This is a genomic window from Citrobacter sp. RHBSTW-00671 (assembly GCF_014103415.1).
Taxonomy (GTDB): domain Bacteria; phylum Pseudomonadota; class Gammaproteobacteria; order Enterobacterales; family Enterobacteriaceae; genus Citrobacter.
Window position 1 is genome coordinate 2,380,696 of the sequence record NZ_JABXPR010000001.1, and the last position, 16,899, is coordinate 2,397,594.

Genomic DNA, 16,899 nt, shown 5'->3' on the forward strand with positions numbered 1-16,899 from the left:
CCATGCAATGACAGGTCTGCTATCCGGCAATGGCCTTGTTTTTATCCTGCTTAACGATGGGTTTCCCGGAAAAGAGGAACTTCAGCACCGGTATCCGCAAGTGGATTTCGTACAATATTACCGCAATCCCGACCACAAACAGCAGCCCACAGAGAAAACCCAGCAGATTTGATGTGATGTGCGGTGTGATATAGGCACCGAAAAACAGCGTCAACGGATGATGCACCAGATAGATAAACAGTGAAGCATTGACAAAATAGGTGACGCGGGCTGACTGGAAATTCAATAAACGGTGGCCGAGCGAGAAGACGACGTTAACCATCCACAGCCCCATCACCATCGTTATCACGTATTCGGTTTCATACATCCAGGCATCGCCGTTTCCATAGCGTTGATTGAGCAGATAAGCCACAAAAGCGAATGCCGCGCCGAACGTGCAGCTGCGCGAGGGCCTTGTGAACAGTGCTTTTAGCTGCGGATTGATAAACGCCAGCGCGCCGAGCATAAAAAACGGCACATAGAACAGCGTTTGCATGACGATAAAATTAAACATGCCATCGCTGAGAATAGACGGATAGACGATAAAAATTGTTCTTCTGACGGCGGCGTATCCGACGCCAAGCAACAAAAAAATCAACGTCAGTTTCGTCATCGATACCGTGGAATGGCTGACGCCATCGGGGCTCGTCAATCGGTGTTTCATTTGGCTAAACACCCACATACTCACGGTTGTTAAAACGACAAGGACGAGTAAAAACCACAGATGAGAAATCAGCTCCCATGCCAGTGCGTTGTATTTATCGTATCCACTGAGAGTATGCCAGCTGTCGGCTTTGCCTTTCACATATTGCAGCATGATAAATTGCGGCAGCGTGAGTAGCGGGATGGCGGTCAGCATGGGGATACCCACACGTTCAACACGCACTTTCCACCAGCGCTTTAAGGGGTAGCGCAAAAACAGCATGTATGAAAAATAACCCGAAATAACAAAGAAGACCTGCATGCGAAATGCATGTATGAAATCGTTAAAGAGGGTCAATATCCATGACGGTTCTGCACTGTTCACATGCCAGGTATGCGTGGAGTAGATCAGCGAGATATGGAAGGGAATCCCCAACAACATCAGCCAGGCACGGATGGAATCCAGAAAATATTCACGCGGTGGAGATACAGAGCTCATAGATAGTTACGTATTCTCAGACTTTTCGTCTTATCCCTAAGACGAATTATGGTTACATTCGAAGGCAACCCTACACGAAGTCCAACAACCTGTCTCCAGGATAAGCACTCAAAGTGAAAACAGGTAGGCGAACCTGATTAAACCATGAGCCAGCACGCGAACAATACAGGGATTCAGTTGTCGGAATACCCGATTATCCATTAAAATGGATCGGATCAATATAAGCACACAAAGGGGGAAGTGCTTACTAATTATGAAACATAAACTACAAATGATGAAAATGCGTTGGTTGGGTGCAGCAGTAATGTTAACGCTGTATACATCATCGAGCTGGGCGTTCAGTATTGATGATGTTGCAAAGCAAGCTCAATCCTTAGCCGATAAAGGCTACGAGGCGCCAAAAAGTAACTTGCCCTCCGTTTTCCGCGACATGAAATATGCGGATTATCAGCAGATCCAGTTTAATCGCGACAAAGCGTACTGGAGCAATCTCAAGACCCCATTTAAGCTCGAATTCTACCACCAGGGTATGTACTTCGACACGCCGGTCAAAATCAACGAAGTCACCGCCACTGCGGTGAAAAGAATCAAATACAGCCCGGATTACTTTAATTTTGGCGATGTTCAGCATGATAAAGACACGGTAAAAGATCTCGGTTTCGCCGGGTTCAAAGTGCTGTATCCGATCAACAGCAAAGATAAAAACGACGAAATCGTCAGCATGCTCGGTGCCAGCTATTTCCGTGTTCTGGGTGCAGGCCAGGTCTATGGTCTGTCTGCGCGCGGTCTCGCGATAGATACCGCTCTGCCTTCTGGCGAAGAATTTCCCCGCTTCCGCGAGTTTTGGATCGAACGTCCAAAACCGACTGACAAACGTTTAACCATTTATGCCTTGCTGGATTCCCCGCGTGCGACCGGGGCGTATCGCTTTGTGATTATTCCTGGCCGTGACACGGTTGTGGATGTTCAGTCCAAAGTCTATCTGCGCGATAAAGTGGGCAAACTGGGCGTAGCTCCGTTAACCAGTATGTTCCTGTTCGGGCCGAACCAGCCTTCTCCGACGACAAATTATCGTCCTGAACTGCACGACTCAAACGGATTGTCTATCCATGCTGGTAACGGCGAGTGGATTTGGCGTCCGCTGAATAACCCGAAACATCTCGCGGTGAGCAGCTTTGCGATGGAAAACCCGCAGGGATTCGGCCTGCTGCAACGTGGACGTCAGTTCTCCCGTTTCGAAGATATCGACGATCGTTATGACCTGCGCCCAAGTGCCTGGATCACGCCAAAAGGTGACTGGGGTAAAGGCAAAATTGAATTAGTTGAGATCCCCACTAACGACGAAACAAACGATAACATCGTTGCCTACTGGACGCCGGATCAACTGCCGGAAGCAGGCAAAGAGATGAACTTTAAGTACACCCTGACGTTTACGCGTGATGAAGATAAGCTTCATGCGCCAGAAAATGCTTGGGTGCAGCAGACTCGCCGTTCCACAGGGGATGTCAAACAATCCAATCTCATTCGCCAGCCTGACGGCACTATCGCGTTTGTGGTGGATTTCACCGGCACCGAGATGAAAAAGCTGCCGCAGGACACCCCGATTACCGCGCAAACCAGCATTGGCGACAACGGTGAAATCGTGGAAAGCACCGTGCGTTACAACCCGGTTACGAAAGGGTGGCGTTTGATGCTGCGCGTGAAAGTGAAAGATGCGAAGAAAACCACTGAAATGCGTGCTGCGTTGGCCAATGCCGATCAGCCGTTGAGTGAAACCTGGAGCTACCAGTTACCTGCCAATGAATAAGACAACTGAGTATATTGACGCAATGCCGCTTTCGGATATCGAAAAAGCGGCACTGCCGAAAACTGACATCCGCGCCGTTCATCAGGCGCTGGATGCCGAGCACCGTACTTACTCGCGCGAAGATGATTCACCGCAGGGTTCTGTAAAAGCTCGCCTTGAGCAAGCCTGGCCAGACTCTCTGGCCAAAGATCAGTTGATAAAGGATGATGAAGGGCGTGACCAGCTGCAGGCAATGCCGAAAGCGACACGTACCTCAATGTTTCCCGATCCCTGGCGTACAAACCCGGTTGGCCGTTTTTGGGATCGCCTGCGTGGGCGCGATGTCACACCGCGTTATCTTTCTCGTTTGACGAAAGAAGAACAAGAAAGTGAGCAGAAATGGCGTACCGTCGGCACGATCCGCCGTTATACGTTGTTGATCTTAACGCTGGCGCAAACGGTCGTCGCGACCTGGTATATGAAGACGATCCTTCCTTATCAGGGATGGGCGTTCATTAATCCAGCAGATATGATGGGGCAGAACCTGTGGGTTTCCTTTATGCAGTTGCTGCCCTATGTGCTACAGACCGGTATCCTCATTTTGTTTGCCGTGCTTTTTTGTTGGGTTTCAGCCGGTTTCTGGACCGCGCTGATGGGCTTCCTGCAGTTGCTGATTGGGCGTGACAAGTACAGTATCTCTGCCTCAACGGTAGGGGATGAACCGCTGAATCCCGAGCACCGCACCGCGCTAATCATGCCTATCTGTAACGAGGACGTTGACCGCGTATTCGCGGGCCTGCGCGCGACGTGGGAGTCGGTTAAAGCCACGGGGAATGCGGAGCATTTCGATGTCTACATTCTAAGTGACAGCTACAACCCCGATATCTGCGTTGCGGAACAAAAGGCGTGGATGGAGCTGATTGCCGAAGTGCAGGGCGAAGGACAGATTTTCTACCGCCGCCGTCGTCGCCGTGTTAAGCGTAAAAGCGGTAACATTGATGACTTCTGCCGTCGCTGGGGCAACCAGTACAGCTATATGGTGGTACTGGACGCTGACTCCGTGATGAGCGGAGACTGTCTGACCGGTCTGGTACGCCTGATGGAAGCGAATCCAAATGCCGGGATTATCCAGTCTTCGCCGAAAGCGTCTGGTATGGACACCCTGTACGCGCGCTGCCAGCAGTTTGCTACCCGCGTTTATGGCCCGCTGTTTACCGCCGGACTTCACTTCTGGCAGTTGGGTGAGTCGCACTACTGGGGTCATAACGCGATTATTCGTGTGAAACCGTTTATTGAACACTGTGCGCTTGCACCGCTACCGGGCGAAGGCTCGTTTGCGGGATCGATCCTCTCCCATGACTTCGTGGAAGCGGCATTGATGCGTCGTGCGGGCTGGGGCGTGTGGATTGCTTACGATCTGCCGGGCTCGTATGAAGAGCTGCCACCGAACCTGCTGGATGAGCTCAAGCGTGACCGTCGCTGGTGCCACGGTAACCTGATGAACTTCCGGCTGTTCCTGGTTAAAGGGATGCACCCGGTTCATCGCGCGGTGTTCCTGACCGGTGTGATGTCCTATCTGTCAGCACCGTTATGGTTTATGTTCCTCGCGCTCTCTACCGCATTGCAGGTGGTCCATGCGTTGACGGAACCGCAGTACTTCCTGCAACCACGTCAGCTGTTCCCGGTCTGGCCGCAGTGGCGTCCTGAGCTGGCTATCGCGTTGTTTGCCTCAACGATGGTGCTGTTGTTCCTGCCGAAGCTGCTAAGTATTCTGCTTATCTGGTGCAAAGGCACGAAAGAGTACGGTGGATTTATTCGCGTCACGCTGTCGCTGCTGCTGGAGGTTCTGTTCTCCGTGCTGCTGGCGCCGGTGCGTATGCTGTTCCACACCGTTTTCGTGGTGAGTGCCTTCCTCGGATGGGAAGTGGTGTGGAATTCGCCGCAACGTGATGACGACTCCACTCCGTGGGGCGAGGCGTTTATGCGTCACGGATCTCAGCTGTTGCTGGGCCTGGTGTGGGCAGTAGGGATGGCCTGGCTGGATCTGCGTTTCCTGTTCTGGCTGGCTCCGATTGTCTTTTCACTAATCCTGTCGCCGTTTGTTTCCGTCATTTCCAGTCGTTCAACGGTTGGGTTACGTACCAAACGCTGGAAACTGTTCCTGATCCCGGAAGAGTATTCTCCGCCGAAGGTGCTGGTGGACACGGATAACTATCTGGAGCTGAACCGTAATCGTTCGCTGGATGACGGTTTCATGCACGCCGTGTTTAATCCGTCGTTTAACGCGCTGGCAACGGCCATGGCTACCGCGCGCCATCGTGCGAGTAACGTGCTTGAAATCGCACGCGATCGCCATGTCGAGCAGGCGCTGAATGAAACGCCGGAGAAACTGAATCGCGATCGCCGCCTGGTTCTGTTGAGCGACCCGGTGACCATGGCGCGTTTACATTATCGCGTCTGGAATTCACCAGATAAGTATTCCTCATGGGTTAATTATTATCAGGGGATAACCCTGAACCCACTGGCGCTCAGGAAAAAATAAGCGTGTGAAACGTAAAAATACCGGCCTGGAGCCGGTATTTTTTTATACTGAATATAAAAGTCATGAGGTATCCAGTGCGAATACTGGCTGTGGGAATGATGGTCTTTCTTCTGAGCGGATGCGGCAGCATTATTAGCCGGACGATCCCCGGTCAAGGACACGGAAATCAATACTATCCAGGCGTACAATGGGACGTCCGGGACTCTGCGTGGCGTTATGTCACCATCCTGGATCTGCCGTTTTCGCTGGTGTTTGATACGTTGCTATTACCGCTCGATGTACACCATGGGCCTTACGAGTAACTACCGTTCATCCCATTCATCGGCTGCGGTCTGGCCTTCCTCTGTGTCAAGGGGAGGCTCCAGTTGAAATTCACCCTCATCCCATTCGTGGAGCGTATTTTCCTCCTGCCATTCCTGGCGAATATCAATCTCATCATAGTCACCATCAAAAACGCTTTGTGCCGCTTCACCGCTCAGCATGGGCAAACATTCGCCTTCGCTATCATCTTCGTCGGCAAAGAACTCAGCTTGCCACATGATATCGCCATCCTGTAGCACGTACTTTTGTACATTCAGCTGCTGGACACTGGCTTCGTCAGATTCAGTGCCTGGATTCTCAGCCAGAAACTCTTCACGGGCTGCATCAATGGCTTCTTCAAGGGTGGGGTACAAGGCATTCATATTCGCATCCTGATCGCATGGGTGATTGGCTTAATAAAAAGATATAGGCGGTGTGGTGAGAACTGTCAAAGCATTCGTTTATCGCGAAGTTTCAGGCATGCAACGGCTTGAAGCATCGGGTGTTTCTCACCATAACCACACGGTTGTGGTGCTTCCTGGAACAACAAAAATACGGGTTGAACTCTGCCGCCAATACGATTCATGAACAATAAACCTTAAGTATCTAAGAATGGGGTGTAATGTATTAAACTCAAGCGGTTATGACTGGAGCACAATACGTGAGGATATTATAGTTTAAAGGGGGTGATTGAATAGCAAGCTTGCGACAGCTTACAATGAAAAAAACACAATGGGCAGATGAGATAAACATTAATTAACGGCATGAAATTAAAGGAGAATGATATCAAGAAGCAGATATAGATAACATCTGAAATCATCAACATTTAGTAATGTGGATAATATCGCCAATCATTTAATTTGTAACTCGTATGTAAACTCCTGGTTTGCATAAAAATGAATTCATCATATTTAATGAATAATAACAGAAGTTATAGATAAGCTATTTATCATTAAAAGATGAATAAATAATGTTGTGTTATGGGTTGAATTATTAATTTGCAAAAAGTAATAACTTAATATATAAAATGCTAAAAGGGATTCTTGCCAAGGCTGTTATGGATAATAGTAATTCAAACAATAGCAGGTTGATGAGTTTTTACATAGTTTGCTTAGTCAGCTATCTTATTGTTGGTGCGTGTCTTTCTCAGTATCAGTTAGAAGTGCAGAGTGTACCTCAAACAACATATTTAATTATCATCGTGGGGTTGTTCTTTCTGTACGGAATTATTTTTCTTTTTATGCTATTTCAGTACCTTTGCAGGAGAGATCTAACATACCTGATGATATTAGGAATGGCATTCCTCAGTAATAATATCTATTTTATAGAAACTATATATATCGTTCAGGATTTAATTAATGATAGTGTTTTGATAGAAAAACGGACAAATGATATTGCTATCTTCTATTATTTTAGGCAAGTGAGTTTTATTGCATTGTTTTTTGTATCATTGAAAGCGTATAAAGCGACTTCCACCGTTATTGAGACTAAAGAAAGAGAACCATGCTACATCATTATAGCATTGCTGATTATGCTGGCAATTGCATTCCTTTCACATAATTTATCCAGCTATAACGCTGATGTCACGATTAAAATTACCAGTCTCAAAGCTGACAATAAAACGGTGCACTGGCATATTGGCTACATATATTCTTTGATTATTGCATGGGGGATGGTTTTATTGTATCTGGCAGTGAAAACCAAAATGCATGGTATCTTATGGAAAAGCATCGCGTTACTGTGTTGCTCGGCAATCCTGACGAATGTTCTGCTGTTAAGTCTGGATGAATATAGTATGTATATTTGGTATGTCAGTAGGGGCATCGAAGTCATCAGCACCTTATGTATCATATCTATATTAATGTACAATACGTTCATTATTCTTAAGAGAGAGACGGATTCAGCAATAAAAGATGCGATGACTAAGATATATAACCGGAAATTATTCTATAAGGCACTGAAGTCATCTTTAGTAAAAGGTGCTGTTTGTATAATGATACTGGATATAGACAAATTCAAACGCATCAATGATACTTATGGCCATCAGGAAGGCGATCGCGTTATAAAGAGCATTGTTGATATTGTCAATAAATCGATCAGGGACTCCGATATTTTTGCGAGAATTGGTGGGGAAGAGTTTGGGATACTGATTAAGTGTAAAGATAAAGCTGAAGTAATGTTTGTTGCGGAAAGAATAAGAAAAAATGTTGAGACTGAAACAGTGGTGCCCAATATATATGGCTTGAAAGAGAAAATGACAATCAGCATCGGTGTATATTGTAGTAAATCTGATGATTATTCTGCTGATAAAGTCGTATCATATGCTGATGCTGCGCTGTATGAAGCGAAAAACTCAGGTAGAAATAAAGTGGTTTACTATAACAGCTAGAATAATATTAAGCGTTATTGAGTGTCATGACGTTTAAAAAAGCTGTGTAGCCAGTACGATCAGAACTGTTATTGAGTTCACTCTGCGTATCCCCCCACATTAAGCCAATTGATATGTTGGGGGGAGCGTTGAGAATGGATATACAAAATCATCCCGGGACCTGAGATCCCCGGCGACGGCGCAGACTATTCCACGAGTAGAAAGCGTTGAATAACACAACACCCGCGGTGACGCAGAAGACGGCACGGAAGCCATAATTTGCTGATATAGCAGCTCCCATTAACGGCCCAGTCACGTTGCCGATATCACGAAACGACTGGTTGTAACTAAAGATGCGCCCGGCGATTTGGTTGGTTGAGTTATACACCAGCAAGGTCTGTACGGCAGGCAGCAATGCACCATCAGCGGCACCCAGTAAAAAGCGCAGCACGCCTAGCTGCCAGGGTGTCTGGACGAATGACATTGGGATCAACAACAGTACGGAGATAACCAATGCCACGATCAGGATCTTCTCCGGGCCAATCCTGTCACCCAATTTGCCGAGTCTTGGTGCACTGATTAAGGCCGCAACACCGGGTACAGAGGCAATCATCCCGCTGATAAACGCGATATTGCTGACATTGCCCGCAAGCTCCCGTACATACAGCGTCAGGATTGGCGCAATAGAGCCGGTTGCAACCTGAATTATCAGGGTAGTGACAAACAAGCTCAGCACCAGCTTTGGATTCTTTAACGACGTCACGACTTCGCGAACGTGCAGCATCTCTTTCTTGCTCACTGGCTGGAAGCGTTCACGGATAAAAAAGAGTGTCAGAATAAAACAGATCAACAGCACCAGGGCGGTAATGAAAAATACGGGGCGCAGACCATACTGATCGGCAAGTAACCCGCCTGCCAGTGGCCCAAGTAAAGCACCGCTGACGCCGCCGGTGGAAAGTGTTCCCAACGCCCAGCCGCTTTTATTGCGTGGCACCTGGGTTGCGATCAGTGCGTTGGCATTAGGAATAAATCCACCGAGTAAACCCAGCAGGGCGCGCAGGATCAAGAACTGCCAGATATTTTGCGCCAGCCCCATCAGCAGCATGACAATGGCCATGCCCAGCGCCGAGCGTAAGAGCATAATTTTCCGGCCTTTACGGTCGGCCAGCCCGCCCCAGAAAGGTGAGGCAATCGCTGAAAACAGGAAGGTGATACTGAATACCAGCCCTGACCACATATTCAGGGCGCTGTGACCCGTCACGCCAAGACTCTCGACGTAAAGGGGTAAAAATGGCATGACCAGGCTAAATGCTGCGCCGGTTAAAAAACAGCCCAGCCAGGCAACGGTGAGATTGCGTTTCCAGTTTATGGGGACATCAGAGGGTGACATAGCGATCCGCAGTGTGATGCGCTGTTTGCGCTATCGATTAAATATAAATAAGCAGGCTAATTATGCGCCTGGTTGATAGTTGCTGCAATGCGGATAGCAGTTAAACCTAAAAGGGGATAGAAGGTGTTGCAGCCCACTGGACTGCAACAAAGACTCAGTACAGAGACGGGGAGCCTTCAGGACGTGTCTTGAAGCGGCGATGTAGCCACATGTATTGCTCGGGGGCCATCATGATGCATTTTTCAACGATTTTATTCATCCAGGCCGCCGTTGTTTCAGCATTGTCCAGCGGTGGTGAACACTCCGGTGGCAGCATGATCAATTGATACCCCTTGCCGTCAGGTTTGCGGCGGGGAACAAATGGCACCAGGCAGGCATTCGACATTCGTGACAGCATCCAGGTACCGGACGTCGTCGCAGCCTGTTCAACGGCGAACAAAGGCACAAATACACTGGCGCGAGGGCCGTAATCGTGATCCGGCGCGTACCAGACCACTTCACCTTTCTTCAACGCTTTAATCATCCCTTTCAGGTCTTTACGATCGAGCATTGATTTATTGGAGCGCATACGCCCCCAGGTTTGCAGCCAGTCGAGCAGCGGATTGTCGTTAGGACGATACACGCCAATTCCCGGTTCTTGTAAGCCAAACTGGCGTGCGCCCAACTCGAGCGTCAAAAAGTGCAGACCAACTAACAGGATCCCACGCTTCTGTGCCTGAACGTCACGGATATGCTCCATTCCGATAACTTCAGTCCAGCGTGATATTCGCCTGTCGGACCAAAACCAGGCCATACCGGTTTCCATTACGCCCATACCGACAGACTCGAAGTTTTTTACCATCATCTGCTGGCGTTCCTGCTCGCTCATTCGCGGGAAGCACAGTTCCAGATTGCGGGAAACAATCTTTGCCCGACGTTTCATCAAACGCAATGCCAGACGGCCTAATGCACATCCCATTTTATAGAGCACTGGGTAGGGTAACTGCACGATTAACCAAAGGATGCCAATACCCAGCCAGGTTAACCAATAACGCGGATGCAGTAGCGCAGCCGAAAACTTGGGTAAATTCGTCATGTCTATCCTGTCTTCTAACGACCAATTCCCTGTATTGTCGCATTTTTTTACGCGTATCTAAAATTTACGACGGGAGAACGGTGATTAAACCATCAATTGTTGTTGCGTTTTTATCGTGAAGTATGAAATGTAGCGTAAAATGTGTGGATGTAAATTGGCGATGTTTGCTTTATCATGCCGGCCAATTTTCATTTTTACTGATTGCAGGATACGTACACCATGCCAGTGTTACACAACCGCATTTCGAATGACGCGCTCAAAGCTAAAATGCTGGCGGAATCTGAGCCGCGCACGACGATTTCATTCTATAAATATTTCACCATCGCTGATCCTCAGCAAACGCGTGATGCACTGTATCAACTGTTCACGACATTGAATGTGTTTGGCCGCGTATATCTTGCGCGGGAAGGCATTAACGCACAAATCAGTGTACCGCAAAGTCACGTTGATGCGTTTCGCCAACAGTTATATGCATTTGATCCTGCATTATCCGGGGTGCGTCTCAATATTGCATTAGATGATGACGGCAAATCTTTCTGGGTTCTGCGCATGAAGGTCCGTGAGCGGATTGTCGCGGATGGCATTGATGATCCTGATTTTGACGCCAGCAACGTGGGTGATTATCTGAAGGCTGCTGAAGTGAATGCCATGCTGGACGATCCGGATGCGGTGTTTATTGATATGCGCAACCACTATGAGTATGAAGTGGGTCACTTCGAAAACGCACTGGAGATCCCGGCAGACACCTTCCGCGATCAACTGCCGAAAGCGGTAGAAATGATGCAGGAGCATAAGGATAAAAAAATCGTTATGTACTGTACCGGGGGGATTCGTTGTGAGAAAGCCAGTGCCTGGATGAAACATAACGGGTTTAGCAAAGTCTGGCACATTGAGGGTGGCATTATTGAGTATGCCCGCAAAGCGCGTGAGCAGGGGCTGCCTGTACGTTTTATCGGCAAAAATTTTGTTTTCGATGAACGTATGGGGGAAAGGATCTCTGACGATGTGATTTCGCATTGTCACCAGTGTGGTACCGCATGTGACAGCCATACCAATTGCAAAAACGATGGCTGCCATCTGCTGTTTATTCAGTGTCCAGCCTGTGCGCAAAAGTATAAAGGCTGCTGTAGTGAACTGTGTTGTGAAGAGAGTGAACTGCCGGAAGAAGAGCAGCGCCGCCGTCGCGCGGGGCGTGAGAACGGCAATAAGATCTTTAATAAATCGCGGGGTCATTTAAATACTAAACTCGGTATTCCCGATCCTGCGCAGTAACACGATGCCGGATGGTGGCAAAAGCCTCATCCGGCATCAATAGGACGTTATTTCTGCTGTACGCCTTCCACCGAGATAATTAATTCGACTTCCTGCGAAGCGGGACCGAGATCGGTGGTGATGTTGAAATCCTTCAGCTTTATTTTCCCTTGAGCTTCAAAACCGGCGCGTGTGCCACCCCATGGATCGCCACCCTGACCCATCAGCTTTGCATCAAGTGTTACCGGTTTGGTGACGCCGTTCAGGGTCAGGTTACCGGTGATATCCAAATCGTTGCCCTCTTTCTTCACGCTGGTGGACGTAAAGGTGGCCTGCGGGAACTTGCTCACATTGAGGAATTCTGCACTACGCAGGTGTTTGTCACGCTCGGCATGATTGGTATCAACACTGTTGGTGTTGATGGTGACATTGACTTTATCGGCAGCCGGATTTTTCTCGTCAAAGGTAAATGTGCCGTCGAAGTCTTTAAAAGTGCCGTACAGCCAGCTGTATCCCAGATGCTGAATGCGGAAATTAACAAAGGCATGCTGTCCCTCTTTGTCAATTTTGTAATCCGCCGCGATGGCAGAGCCGGTCGTGAATAATAAAGAGGCAAGTGTGAGTCCCAGCAGGTTTTTTTTCATTTTAAGCTCCATAGTCAGATGACGATTTTCCCAACATGCGATTAAGAGTATCGTCGTTATCGATAAAGTGATGTTTCAGGGCCATTAGCCCATGCAGAAGTGATAAAACCACCACGGCCCACGCGAGCCACAGGTGCACGCTACCGGCGATGTCGGCTTGTACGCCTGCGTTGGCAAACGTGGCGGGAACATCGAACCAACCAAATACGCTGATTGCTTTACCGTCTGCGGTAGAGATCAGATAGCCGCTGATGACAATAGAAAAAAGCAGGGTATATAGTGTGAGGTGGCCCAATGCCGCCGCAATGCGGGTTAGACGGGAATAGCTTTTCAGCGCGGCAGGGGGAGGGGAAACAACCCGCCAGACAATGCGGACAACCAGTCCCATCATCAGCAACACACCGATACTTTTATGCAGTTCAGGCGCCTGGTGATACCAACCATCGTAATAACTGAGTGTTACCATCCATAAACCCAGAGCAAACATGCCATAAACGGCAATAGCGACCAGCCAGTGCAATGCGGCAGACACCACGCCATAACGCTGTGGACTATTATTGAATTGCATAAACATACCGTTAAATATTTCAGAAGTGAATGAAAATGGCGCGTAAAAGACATTAATGCAACTAATAAATAACAATGGTGATGATATTTATTCTTATTTCAATAAAATTGATTAATTAAAGGCGCAATCATCAAATCGTTAGTGTGAGTGAACAAAGAGAAGGGCTTGAAAACAAGGAAGGATGGCAATTATGTTATTCAGTTTATTGCAATGAAATTAAGTAATCATCAGTTTTTGTCAATTAATGTCAACGCACATCAATTAGAAGAACATAATATATATGACGTCCATAATCGCCAGCAGGGACCATAAAATAATGTAGAGCATGAAATGCTCGCGAATATTATTAACCAGATAGTGAAAGATGCGGCGCATCAATGTTATTCCTGTCATTAAAAATGGCCTCACCAACGAGGCCATTGATCGATTATCGCTTAAAACGGGACAGCCTGAATGGCGTCAGGTCAAAGGCTGACGGTTTACCCTGGGCAAAATCAGCCGCAATTTCGCCCAGTACGGAAGCAAACTTAAAACCGTGTCCGCTGAGTCCGGTAATCACCAGCGTGTTGTCATGGTCTGGCAACATATCGATAATGAAGTCTTCATCTGGCGAGTTATCGTAAGTACAGGATGCGCCATGCAGACAACAGCCAATGCCAGGCAAAACAGCGCGCAGGAATGGGAACGCCTCAGAACCATCGCTGGCGACAGCGGCAAACGGTTTACGTTCTTCAGGTGAATGAATGACCTGTCCGCCGTTATGTCTGCCAATTTTTAACTCGTCATTCTCAGCCGGAAAACCGTAGTATTGATCGCCATTTGGCAGTTCGCCGGTAAATGCCGGGAATTTGTTTTTGACACTGTAGCGCCCGTCAGCCTGATACCATGCGAACACCTTACGCACCGGTTGTATCGGCAGTTCAGGCAGTAATGCCTTGACCCAGGTACCGGCGCTGACGACGACTTTTTTCGCGTGGTAGTCACCATCGGCTGTTGCAACCGTTACGCCATCACCGTGGTGATGAATTGCCGTGACGGGGCATTTAAACAGCTGTGCACAACCCGCCTCTTCAGCCAGGCGAATCCAGGTTTTAATGGCTAGCTCACTGCGTAAAAAACCGGATTCGGCTTCAAACAGCCCGATATAGTTTTCAGGCACGCGAATTTCTGGCCAGCGAGCCATGATGGCAGCTGCATCCAGCTGTTCGACATTGAGCTGCCACTGTTTGGCACTTTGCGCCACGGTCGCTAAGAAGGTTGAATCTGCTGGGCCCAGGTTGATAACGCCAGAGCGAACAAAAACAGGCTCTTCATTTTGTGCGGAAAGTTCATCCCACAAGGTCTGCGCACGTAGCACCAGTGGAACGTATTTTTCACCTTCGCCATAAGCATGACGAATTAATCGTGTATCACCGTGGTGGCTGCCCTGTTGATGCGGTGGCATATGCGCATCGATCATCAGAACGTTAAGACCAGCGCGAGTGGCGTAGTATCCGGCTGCGGCGCCCACGGAACCGCTGCCAATAATGATTAAGTCGTATTTCATCCGCTTCTCTCTGCAATCGCGATAGCATACGTTAAATAATTCGAGTTGCAGGACAAAACGCCCTGGCGGTTTTGAACAGCGCTTACGCTGGCCCCGAAGGGGCGAGGCCAAAGGCCGGGTAAAGCCAACGCACATGCAACTTGAAGTATGACAGGTATAGCAGGGTAAATAACTGAACCGGAATATTCAACCTGCAAATAAGAAAGGCACCGTGAAGGTGCCTTTTGATGGTGTGATGTATCAGGTTTAATGTCGCTGATACTCATTTACCTGGTAATCGCCAGATTCAATTTTGGCGATTCCGGCTTCTAATATCGAAATAAATTGCCTGGCAACATCAGTGGTTAACCAGAGCGTTTGACCGACTTCAGTCCCATCCGGGTCCGGACGATTCGGGGTCTGGTAGTGCAAACGCAGCATCAGCGCATCGTAGCTATCAACAGTGCTGATGTCCCACCCTACAAGCGGATGAGTCTGAATGACTTCATTATTCTTTTCCATCATGCCCCCTAATTCGTGTTACTAGACAACGGTTTTCGAGGTTCAATGCGTTTTTTTCTGAAGCAACTTCAGTATATCAATAAATAAGGGTATTCATTGAAAATTTAAAGAGGGCAACGCATAAATTTTTTGTTTTCAGTGTTATCTGACTAATAAAACAACATGTTATTCATTTTTTTTTAGCATGTTGTGCAATTATTTTGGTGATTTGATTAAAAGATAATCAAGGTATTTAATATAAATTATCTGCCAGCATGGTGAATGCAAGATTGATTTAAAGGATGCACGTATAAAAAAGCCGGGGCGACCCGGCAAAAAAACATCACTGCATATCATTTTTTATTCGTTGATGAACCAGTCATCCGCGCTTTCCCAGGTTTCCTGTAGGATTTCGCTGATGCGTTCTTTGTCCTCTTTTGATGCGCCAATAACCGACAGATTGTTGGCCCCGGCATAACGAACGGTAACGTTACCTTCGTTATCCGGAAAATGATGATGAATACGGCGGGAGAGTTCACCTGCCAGCGCGTCGATAGCACCGGCTGGTAAAGGTGAAGTTTTGGCAATAGTGACTTCAATACGCATAATAGCCCCCTGTTGGATATACTGGTTATTTATACAGTTAACTGCGCCAGTTGACAACAGTGGGCTACATTTTTTTAGCGTTTTACTGACCAGCGTACCGTTTCACCGCCAAGGAATGGCACCAGCGTGTCATTTTCCAGCGCAATGCTCTCTGGGACCTGGTGCTCAACGCGTTCCAGCTCAATAAAGGTCTCATTCACCGGCAAACCATAGAACTGTGGGCCATTGAGTGAGCAGAAGGCTTCGAAATGGTCCAGAGCGTTCATCTCTTCGAACACAGTGGCATAGCTGCCCAGCGCGGTCGGTGCATTAAAGCAGCCCGCACAGCCGCAACTGGACTCTTTACGATGACGCGCATGCGGTGCGGAGTCGGTACCCAGGAATGCACGACTGAATCCGCTGGCAACCAGTTCACGCAGCGCCTGCTGGTGAACGTTACGTTTGAGTATCGGCAGACAGTACAGATGCGGACGAATTCCGCCGACCAGCATATGGTTGCGGTTAAACATTAAATGCTGCGGTGTGATGGTTGCGGCAAGAAGCTCGTTGCCCTCGCGAACGTAGTCGGCGGCATCTTTGGTTGTGATATGTTCAAACACCACTTTTAGCGCGGTTAAACGCTGACGTAAGGGGTCCATCACCGTTTCGATGAAACGTGCTTCGCGATCGAAAATATCGATCTCAGCGTGCGTCACTTCACCATGTACCAACAGTGGCATCCCCAATTTTTCCATGCGCTCCAGTACCGGCATAATGGCATCGACCGAGGTTACACCGTGTGTAGAGTTGGTTGTTGCATTGGCGGGATAAAGTTTCGCGGCGGTGAAGACGCCTTCGTTGAATCCACGCTCAAGTTCATTAGGATCCAGCGTGTCCGTTAAGTAGCAGGTCATCAACGGCGTAAAGTGATGTCCGGCGGGTACAGCGTCCAGAATGCGCTGACGGTACGCAATGACCGCATCAACGGTAGTGACCGGCGGAGCGAGGTTTGGCATAACAATCGCGCGACCATAAGTTTCACTGGTATAAGGCACGACAGTTTTCAACATGTCGCCATCGCGAAGGTGAAGGTGCCAGTCGTCTGGGCGGCGGATCTTTAAAACCTGGGATGGTGCAGTCATCAATATGCTCCGGCTGAGGATAGTCTTTTTTGCCGGAAACAA

16 protein-coding genes are annotated in these 16,899 nt (G+C 48.3%); 5 read left to right on the top strand and 11 right to left on the bottom strand.

Features of this window, described 5'->3' with window-relative positions; all coding sequences use genetic code 11:
- Positions 1 to 19 precede the first annotated feature (19 nt).
- Entirely contained in the window at positions 20 to 1,180 is a 1,161-nt protein-coding gene (mdoC, locus tag HV261_RS11215) for a glucans biosynthesis protein MdoC (RefSeq protein ID WP_202038306.1), read from the bottom strand.
- 271 nt (positions 1,181 to 1,451) lie between these two features.
- Here mdoC and mdoG point away from each other — a divergent pair, with 271 nt between their 5' ends.
- From mdoG to HV261_RS11230, 3 genes are all read left to right on the top strand, one after another.
- Positions 1,452 to 2,987 (top strand): glucans biosynthesis protein MdoG, encoded by a 1,536-nt coding sequence (gene mdoG / locus HV261_RS11220; RefSeq protein WP_137383216.1) that lies wholly within the window; start codon positions 1,452 to 1,454, stop codon positions 2,985 to 2,987.
- On the top strand, positions 2,980 to 5,508 hold the full coding sequence (gene mdoH / locus HV261_RS11225; protein WP_137383209.1) for a glucans biosynthesis glucosyltransferase MdoH: 2,529 nt from the start codon (positions 2,980 to 2,982) through the stop codon (positions 5,506 to 5,508). The genes mdoG and mdoH overlap by 8 nt, the downstream gene beginning before the upstream one ends.
- Positions 5,509 to 5,570: 62 nt before the next feature.
- A complete protein-coding gene (locus tag HV261_RS11230; protein ID WP_411961629.1) occupies positions 5,571 to 5,810 on the top strand; it encodes a YceK/YidQ family lipoprotein in 240 nt (79 codons plus the stop codon).
- Here the strand turns inward: HV261_RS11230 and HV261_RS11235 are convergent, their stop codons facing one another.
- On the bottom strand, positions 5,811 to 6,191 hold the full coding sequence (locus tag HV261_RS11235; RefSeq protein WP_202038308.1) for a MysB family protein: 381 nt from the start codon (positions 6,189 to 6,191) through the stop codon (positions 5,811 to 5,813).
- A 644-nt stretch (positions 6,192 to 6,835) separates the two neighbouring features.
- Here HV261_RS11235 and HV261_RS11240 point away from each other — a divergent pair.
- Positions 6,836 to 8,197, top strand: a complete 1,362-nt coding sequence (locus HV261_RS11240; protein WP_442781038.1) for a sensor domain-containing diguanylate cyclase — start codon at positions 6,836 to 6,838, stop codon at positions 8,195 to 8,197.
- A 148-nt stretch (positions 8,198 to 8,345) separates the two neighbouring features.
- On the opposite strand, the gene mdtG is transcribed toward HV261_RS11240, so the two are convergent.
- Together mdtG and HV261_RS11250 are read right to left on the bottom strand one after the other, a co-directional pair.
- Positions 8,346 to 9,566 carry a multidrug efflux MFS transporter MdtG gene (gene mdtG, locus HV261_RS11245; RefSeq protein WP_202038309.1) on the bottom strand — a complete coding sequence of 407 codons (1,221 nt, stop codon included), beginning with the start codon at positions 9,564 to 9,566 and terminating at the stop codon, positions 8,346 to 8,348.
- A 154-nt stretch (positions 9,567 to 9,720) separates the two neighbouring features.
- Positions 9,721 to 10,641: a Kdo(2)-lipid IV(A) acyltransferase gene (locus tag HV261_RS11250; RefSeq protein ID WP_202038310.1), complete on the bottom strand. Its 921-nt coding sequence runs from the start codon at positions 10,639 to 10,641 to the stop codon at positions 9,721 to 9,723.
- A 219-nt stretch (positions 10,642 to 10,860) separates the two neighbouring features.
- Here HV261_RS11250 and trhO point away from each other — a divergent pair, with 219 nt between their 5' ends.
- Entirely contained in the window at positions 10,861 to 11,913 is a 1,053-nt protein-coding gene (gene trhO, locus HV261_RS11255) for an oxygen-dependent tRNA uridine(34) hydroxylase TrhO (protein ID WP_202038311.1), read from the top strand.
- 47 nt (positions 11,914 to 11,960) lie between these two features.
- Here trhO and HV261_RS11260 read toward each other — a convergent pair whose 3' ends face one another.
- The 7 genes from HV261_RS11260 to pyrC all read right to left on the bottom strand — a co-directional run bounded on the left by HV261_RS11260 (position 11,961) and on the right by pyrC (position 16,857).
- Positions 11,961 to 12,536, bottom strand: coding sequence for a YceI family protein (locus HV261_RS11260; RefSeq protein WP_061068131.1), 576 nt, complete (start codon positions 12,534 to 12,536; stop codon positions 11,961 to 11,963).
- 1 nt (position 12,537) lies between these two features.
- Positions 12,538 to 13,104: a cytochrome b gene (locus HV261_RS11265; protein ID WP_202038312.1), complete on the bottom strand. Its 567-nt coding sequence runs from the start codon at positions 13,102 to 13,104 to the stop codon at positions 12,538 to 12,540.
- 261 nt (positions 13,105 to 13,365) lie between these two features.
- Positions 13,366 to 13,479: a YceO family protein gene (locus HV261_RS11270; protein WP_003846814.1), complete on the bottom strand. Its 114-nt coding sequence runs from the start codon at positions 13,477 to 13,479 to the stop codon at positions 13,366 to 13,368.
- 52 nt (positions 13,480 to 13,531) lie between these two features.
- On the bottom strand, positions 13,532 to 14,650 hold the full coding sequence (solA, locus tag HV261_RS11275; RefSeq protein ID WP_202038313.1) for an N-methyl-L-tryptophan oxidase: 1,119 nt from the start codon (positions 14,648 to 14,650) through the stop codon (positions 13,532 to 13,534).
- A 246-nt stretch (positions 14,651 to 14,896) separates the two neighbouring features.
- Entirely contained in the window at positions 14,897 to 15,151 is a 255-nt protein-coding gene (gene bssS / locus HV261_RS11280) for a biofilm formation regulator BssS (RefSeq protein WP_003036154.1), read from the bottom strand.
- Positions 15,152 to 15,490: 339 nt separating this feature from the next.
- Positions 15,491 to 15,736, bottom strand: coding sequence for a DNA damage-inducible protein I (dinI, locus tag HV261_RS11285; RefSeq protein WP_202038314.1), 246 nt, complete (start codon positions 15,734 to 15,736; stop codon positions 15,491 to 15,493).
- Positions 15,737 to 15,810: 74 nt separating this feature from the next.
- The gene (gene pyrC / locus HV261_RS11290; protein WP_202038315.1) at positions 15,811 to 16,857 is read right to left on the bottom strand and encodes a dihydroorotase; all 1,047 of its coding nucleotides are present in this window, start codon (positions 16,855 to 16,857) and stop codon (positions 15,811 to 15,813) included.
- Positions 16,858 to 16,899: the final 42 nt, after the last annotated feature.

What these genes read in the sequence shown, in the direction of transcription:
- mdoC (WP_202038306.1), bottom strand. Translation starts at nt 1,180, where the DNA reads ATGAGCTCTGTATCTCCACCGCGTGAATATTTTCTGGATTCCATCCGT.
- mdoG (WP_137383216.1), top strand. Translation starts at nt 1,452, where the DNA reads ATGATGAAAATGCGTTGGTTGGGTGCAGCAGTAATGTTAACGCTGTAT.
- mdoH (WP_137383209.1), top strand. Translation starts at nt 2,980, where the DNA reads ATGAATAAGACAACTGAGTATATTGACGCAATGCCGCTTTCGGATATC.
- HV261_RS11230 (WP_411961629.1), top strand. Translation starts at nt 5,571, where the DNA reads ATGAGGTATCCAGTGCGAATACTGGCTGTGGGAATGATGGTCTTTCTT.
- HV261_RS11235 (WP_202038308.1), bottom strand. Translation starts at nt 6,191, where the DNA reads ATGAATGCCTTGTACCCCACCCTTGAAGAAGCCATTGATGCAGCCCGT.
- HV261_RS11240 (WP_442781038.1), top strand. Translation starts at nt 6,836, where the DNA reads ATGCTAAAAGGGATTCTTGCCAAGGCTGTTATGGATAATAGTAATTCA.
- mdtG (WP_202038309.1), bottom strand. Translation starts at nt 9,566, where the DNA reads ATGTCACCCTCTGATGTCCCCATAAACTGGAAACGCAATCTCACCGTT.
- HV261_RS11250 (WP_202038310.1), bottom strand. Translation starts at nt 10,641, where the DNA reads ATGACGAATTTACCCAAGTTTTCGGCTGCGCTACTGCATCCGCGTTAT.
- trhO (WP_202038311.1), top strand. Translation starts at nt 10,861, where the DNA reads ATGCCAGTGTTACACAACCGCATTTCGAATGACGCGCTCAAAGCTAAA.
- HV261_RS11260 (WP_061068131.1), bottom strand. Translation starts at nt 12,536, where the DNA reads ATGAAAAAAAACCTGCTGGGACTCACACTTGCCTCTTTATTATTCACG.
- HV261_RS11265 (WP_202038312.1), bottom strand. Translation starts at nt 13,104, where the DNA reads ATGCAATTCAATAATAGTCCACAGCGTTATGGCGTGGTGTCTGCCGCA.
- HV261_RS11270 (WP_003846814.1), bottom strand. Translation starts at nt 13,479, where the DNA reads ATGCGCCGCATCTTTCACTATCTGGTTAATAATATTCGCGAGCATTTC.
- solA (WP_202038313.1), bottom strand. Translation starts at nt 14,650, where the DNA reads ATGAAATACGACTTAATCATTATTGGCAGCGGTTCCGTGGGCGCCGCA.
- bssS (WP_003036154.1), bottom strand. Translation starts at nt 15,151, where the DNA reads ATGGAAAAGAATAATGAAGTCATTCAGACTCATCCGCTTGTAGGGTGG.
- dinI (WP_202038314.1), bottom strand. Translation starts at nt 15,736, where the DNA reads ATGCGTATTGAAGTCACTATTGCCAAAACTTCACCTTTACCAGCCGGT.
- pyrC (WP_202038315.1), bottom strand. Translation starts at nt 16,857, where the DNA reads ATGACTGCACCATCCCAGGTTTTAAAGATCCGCCGCCCAGACGACTGG.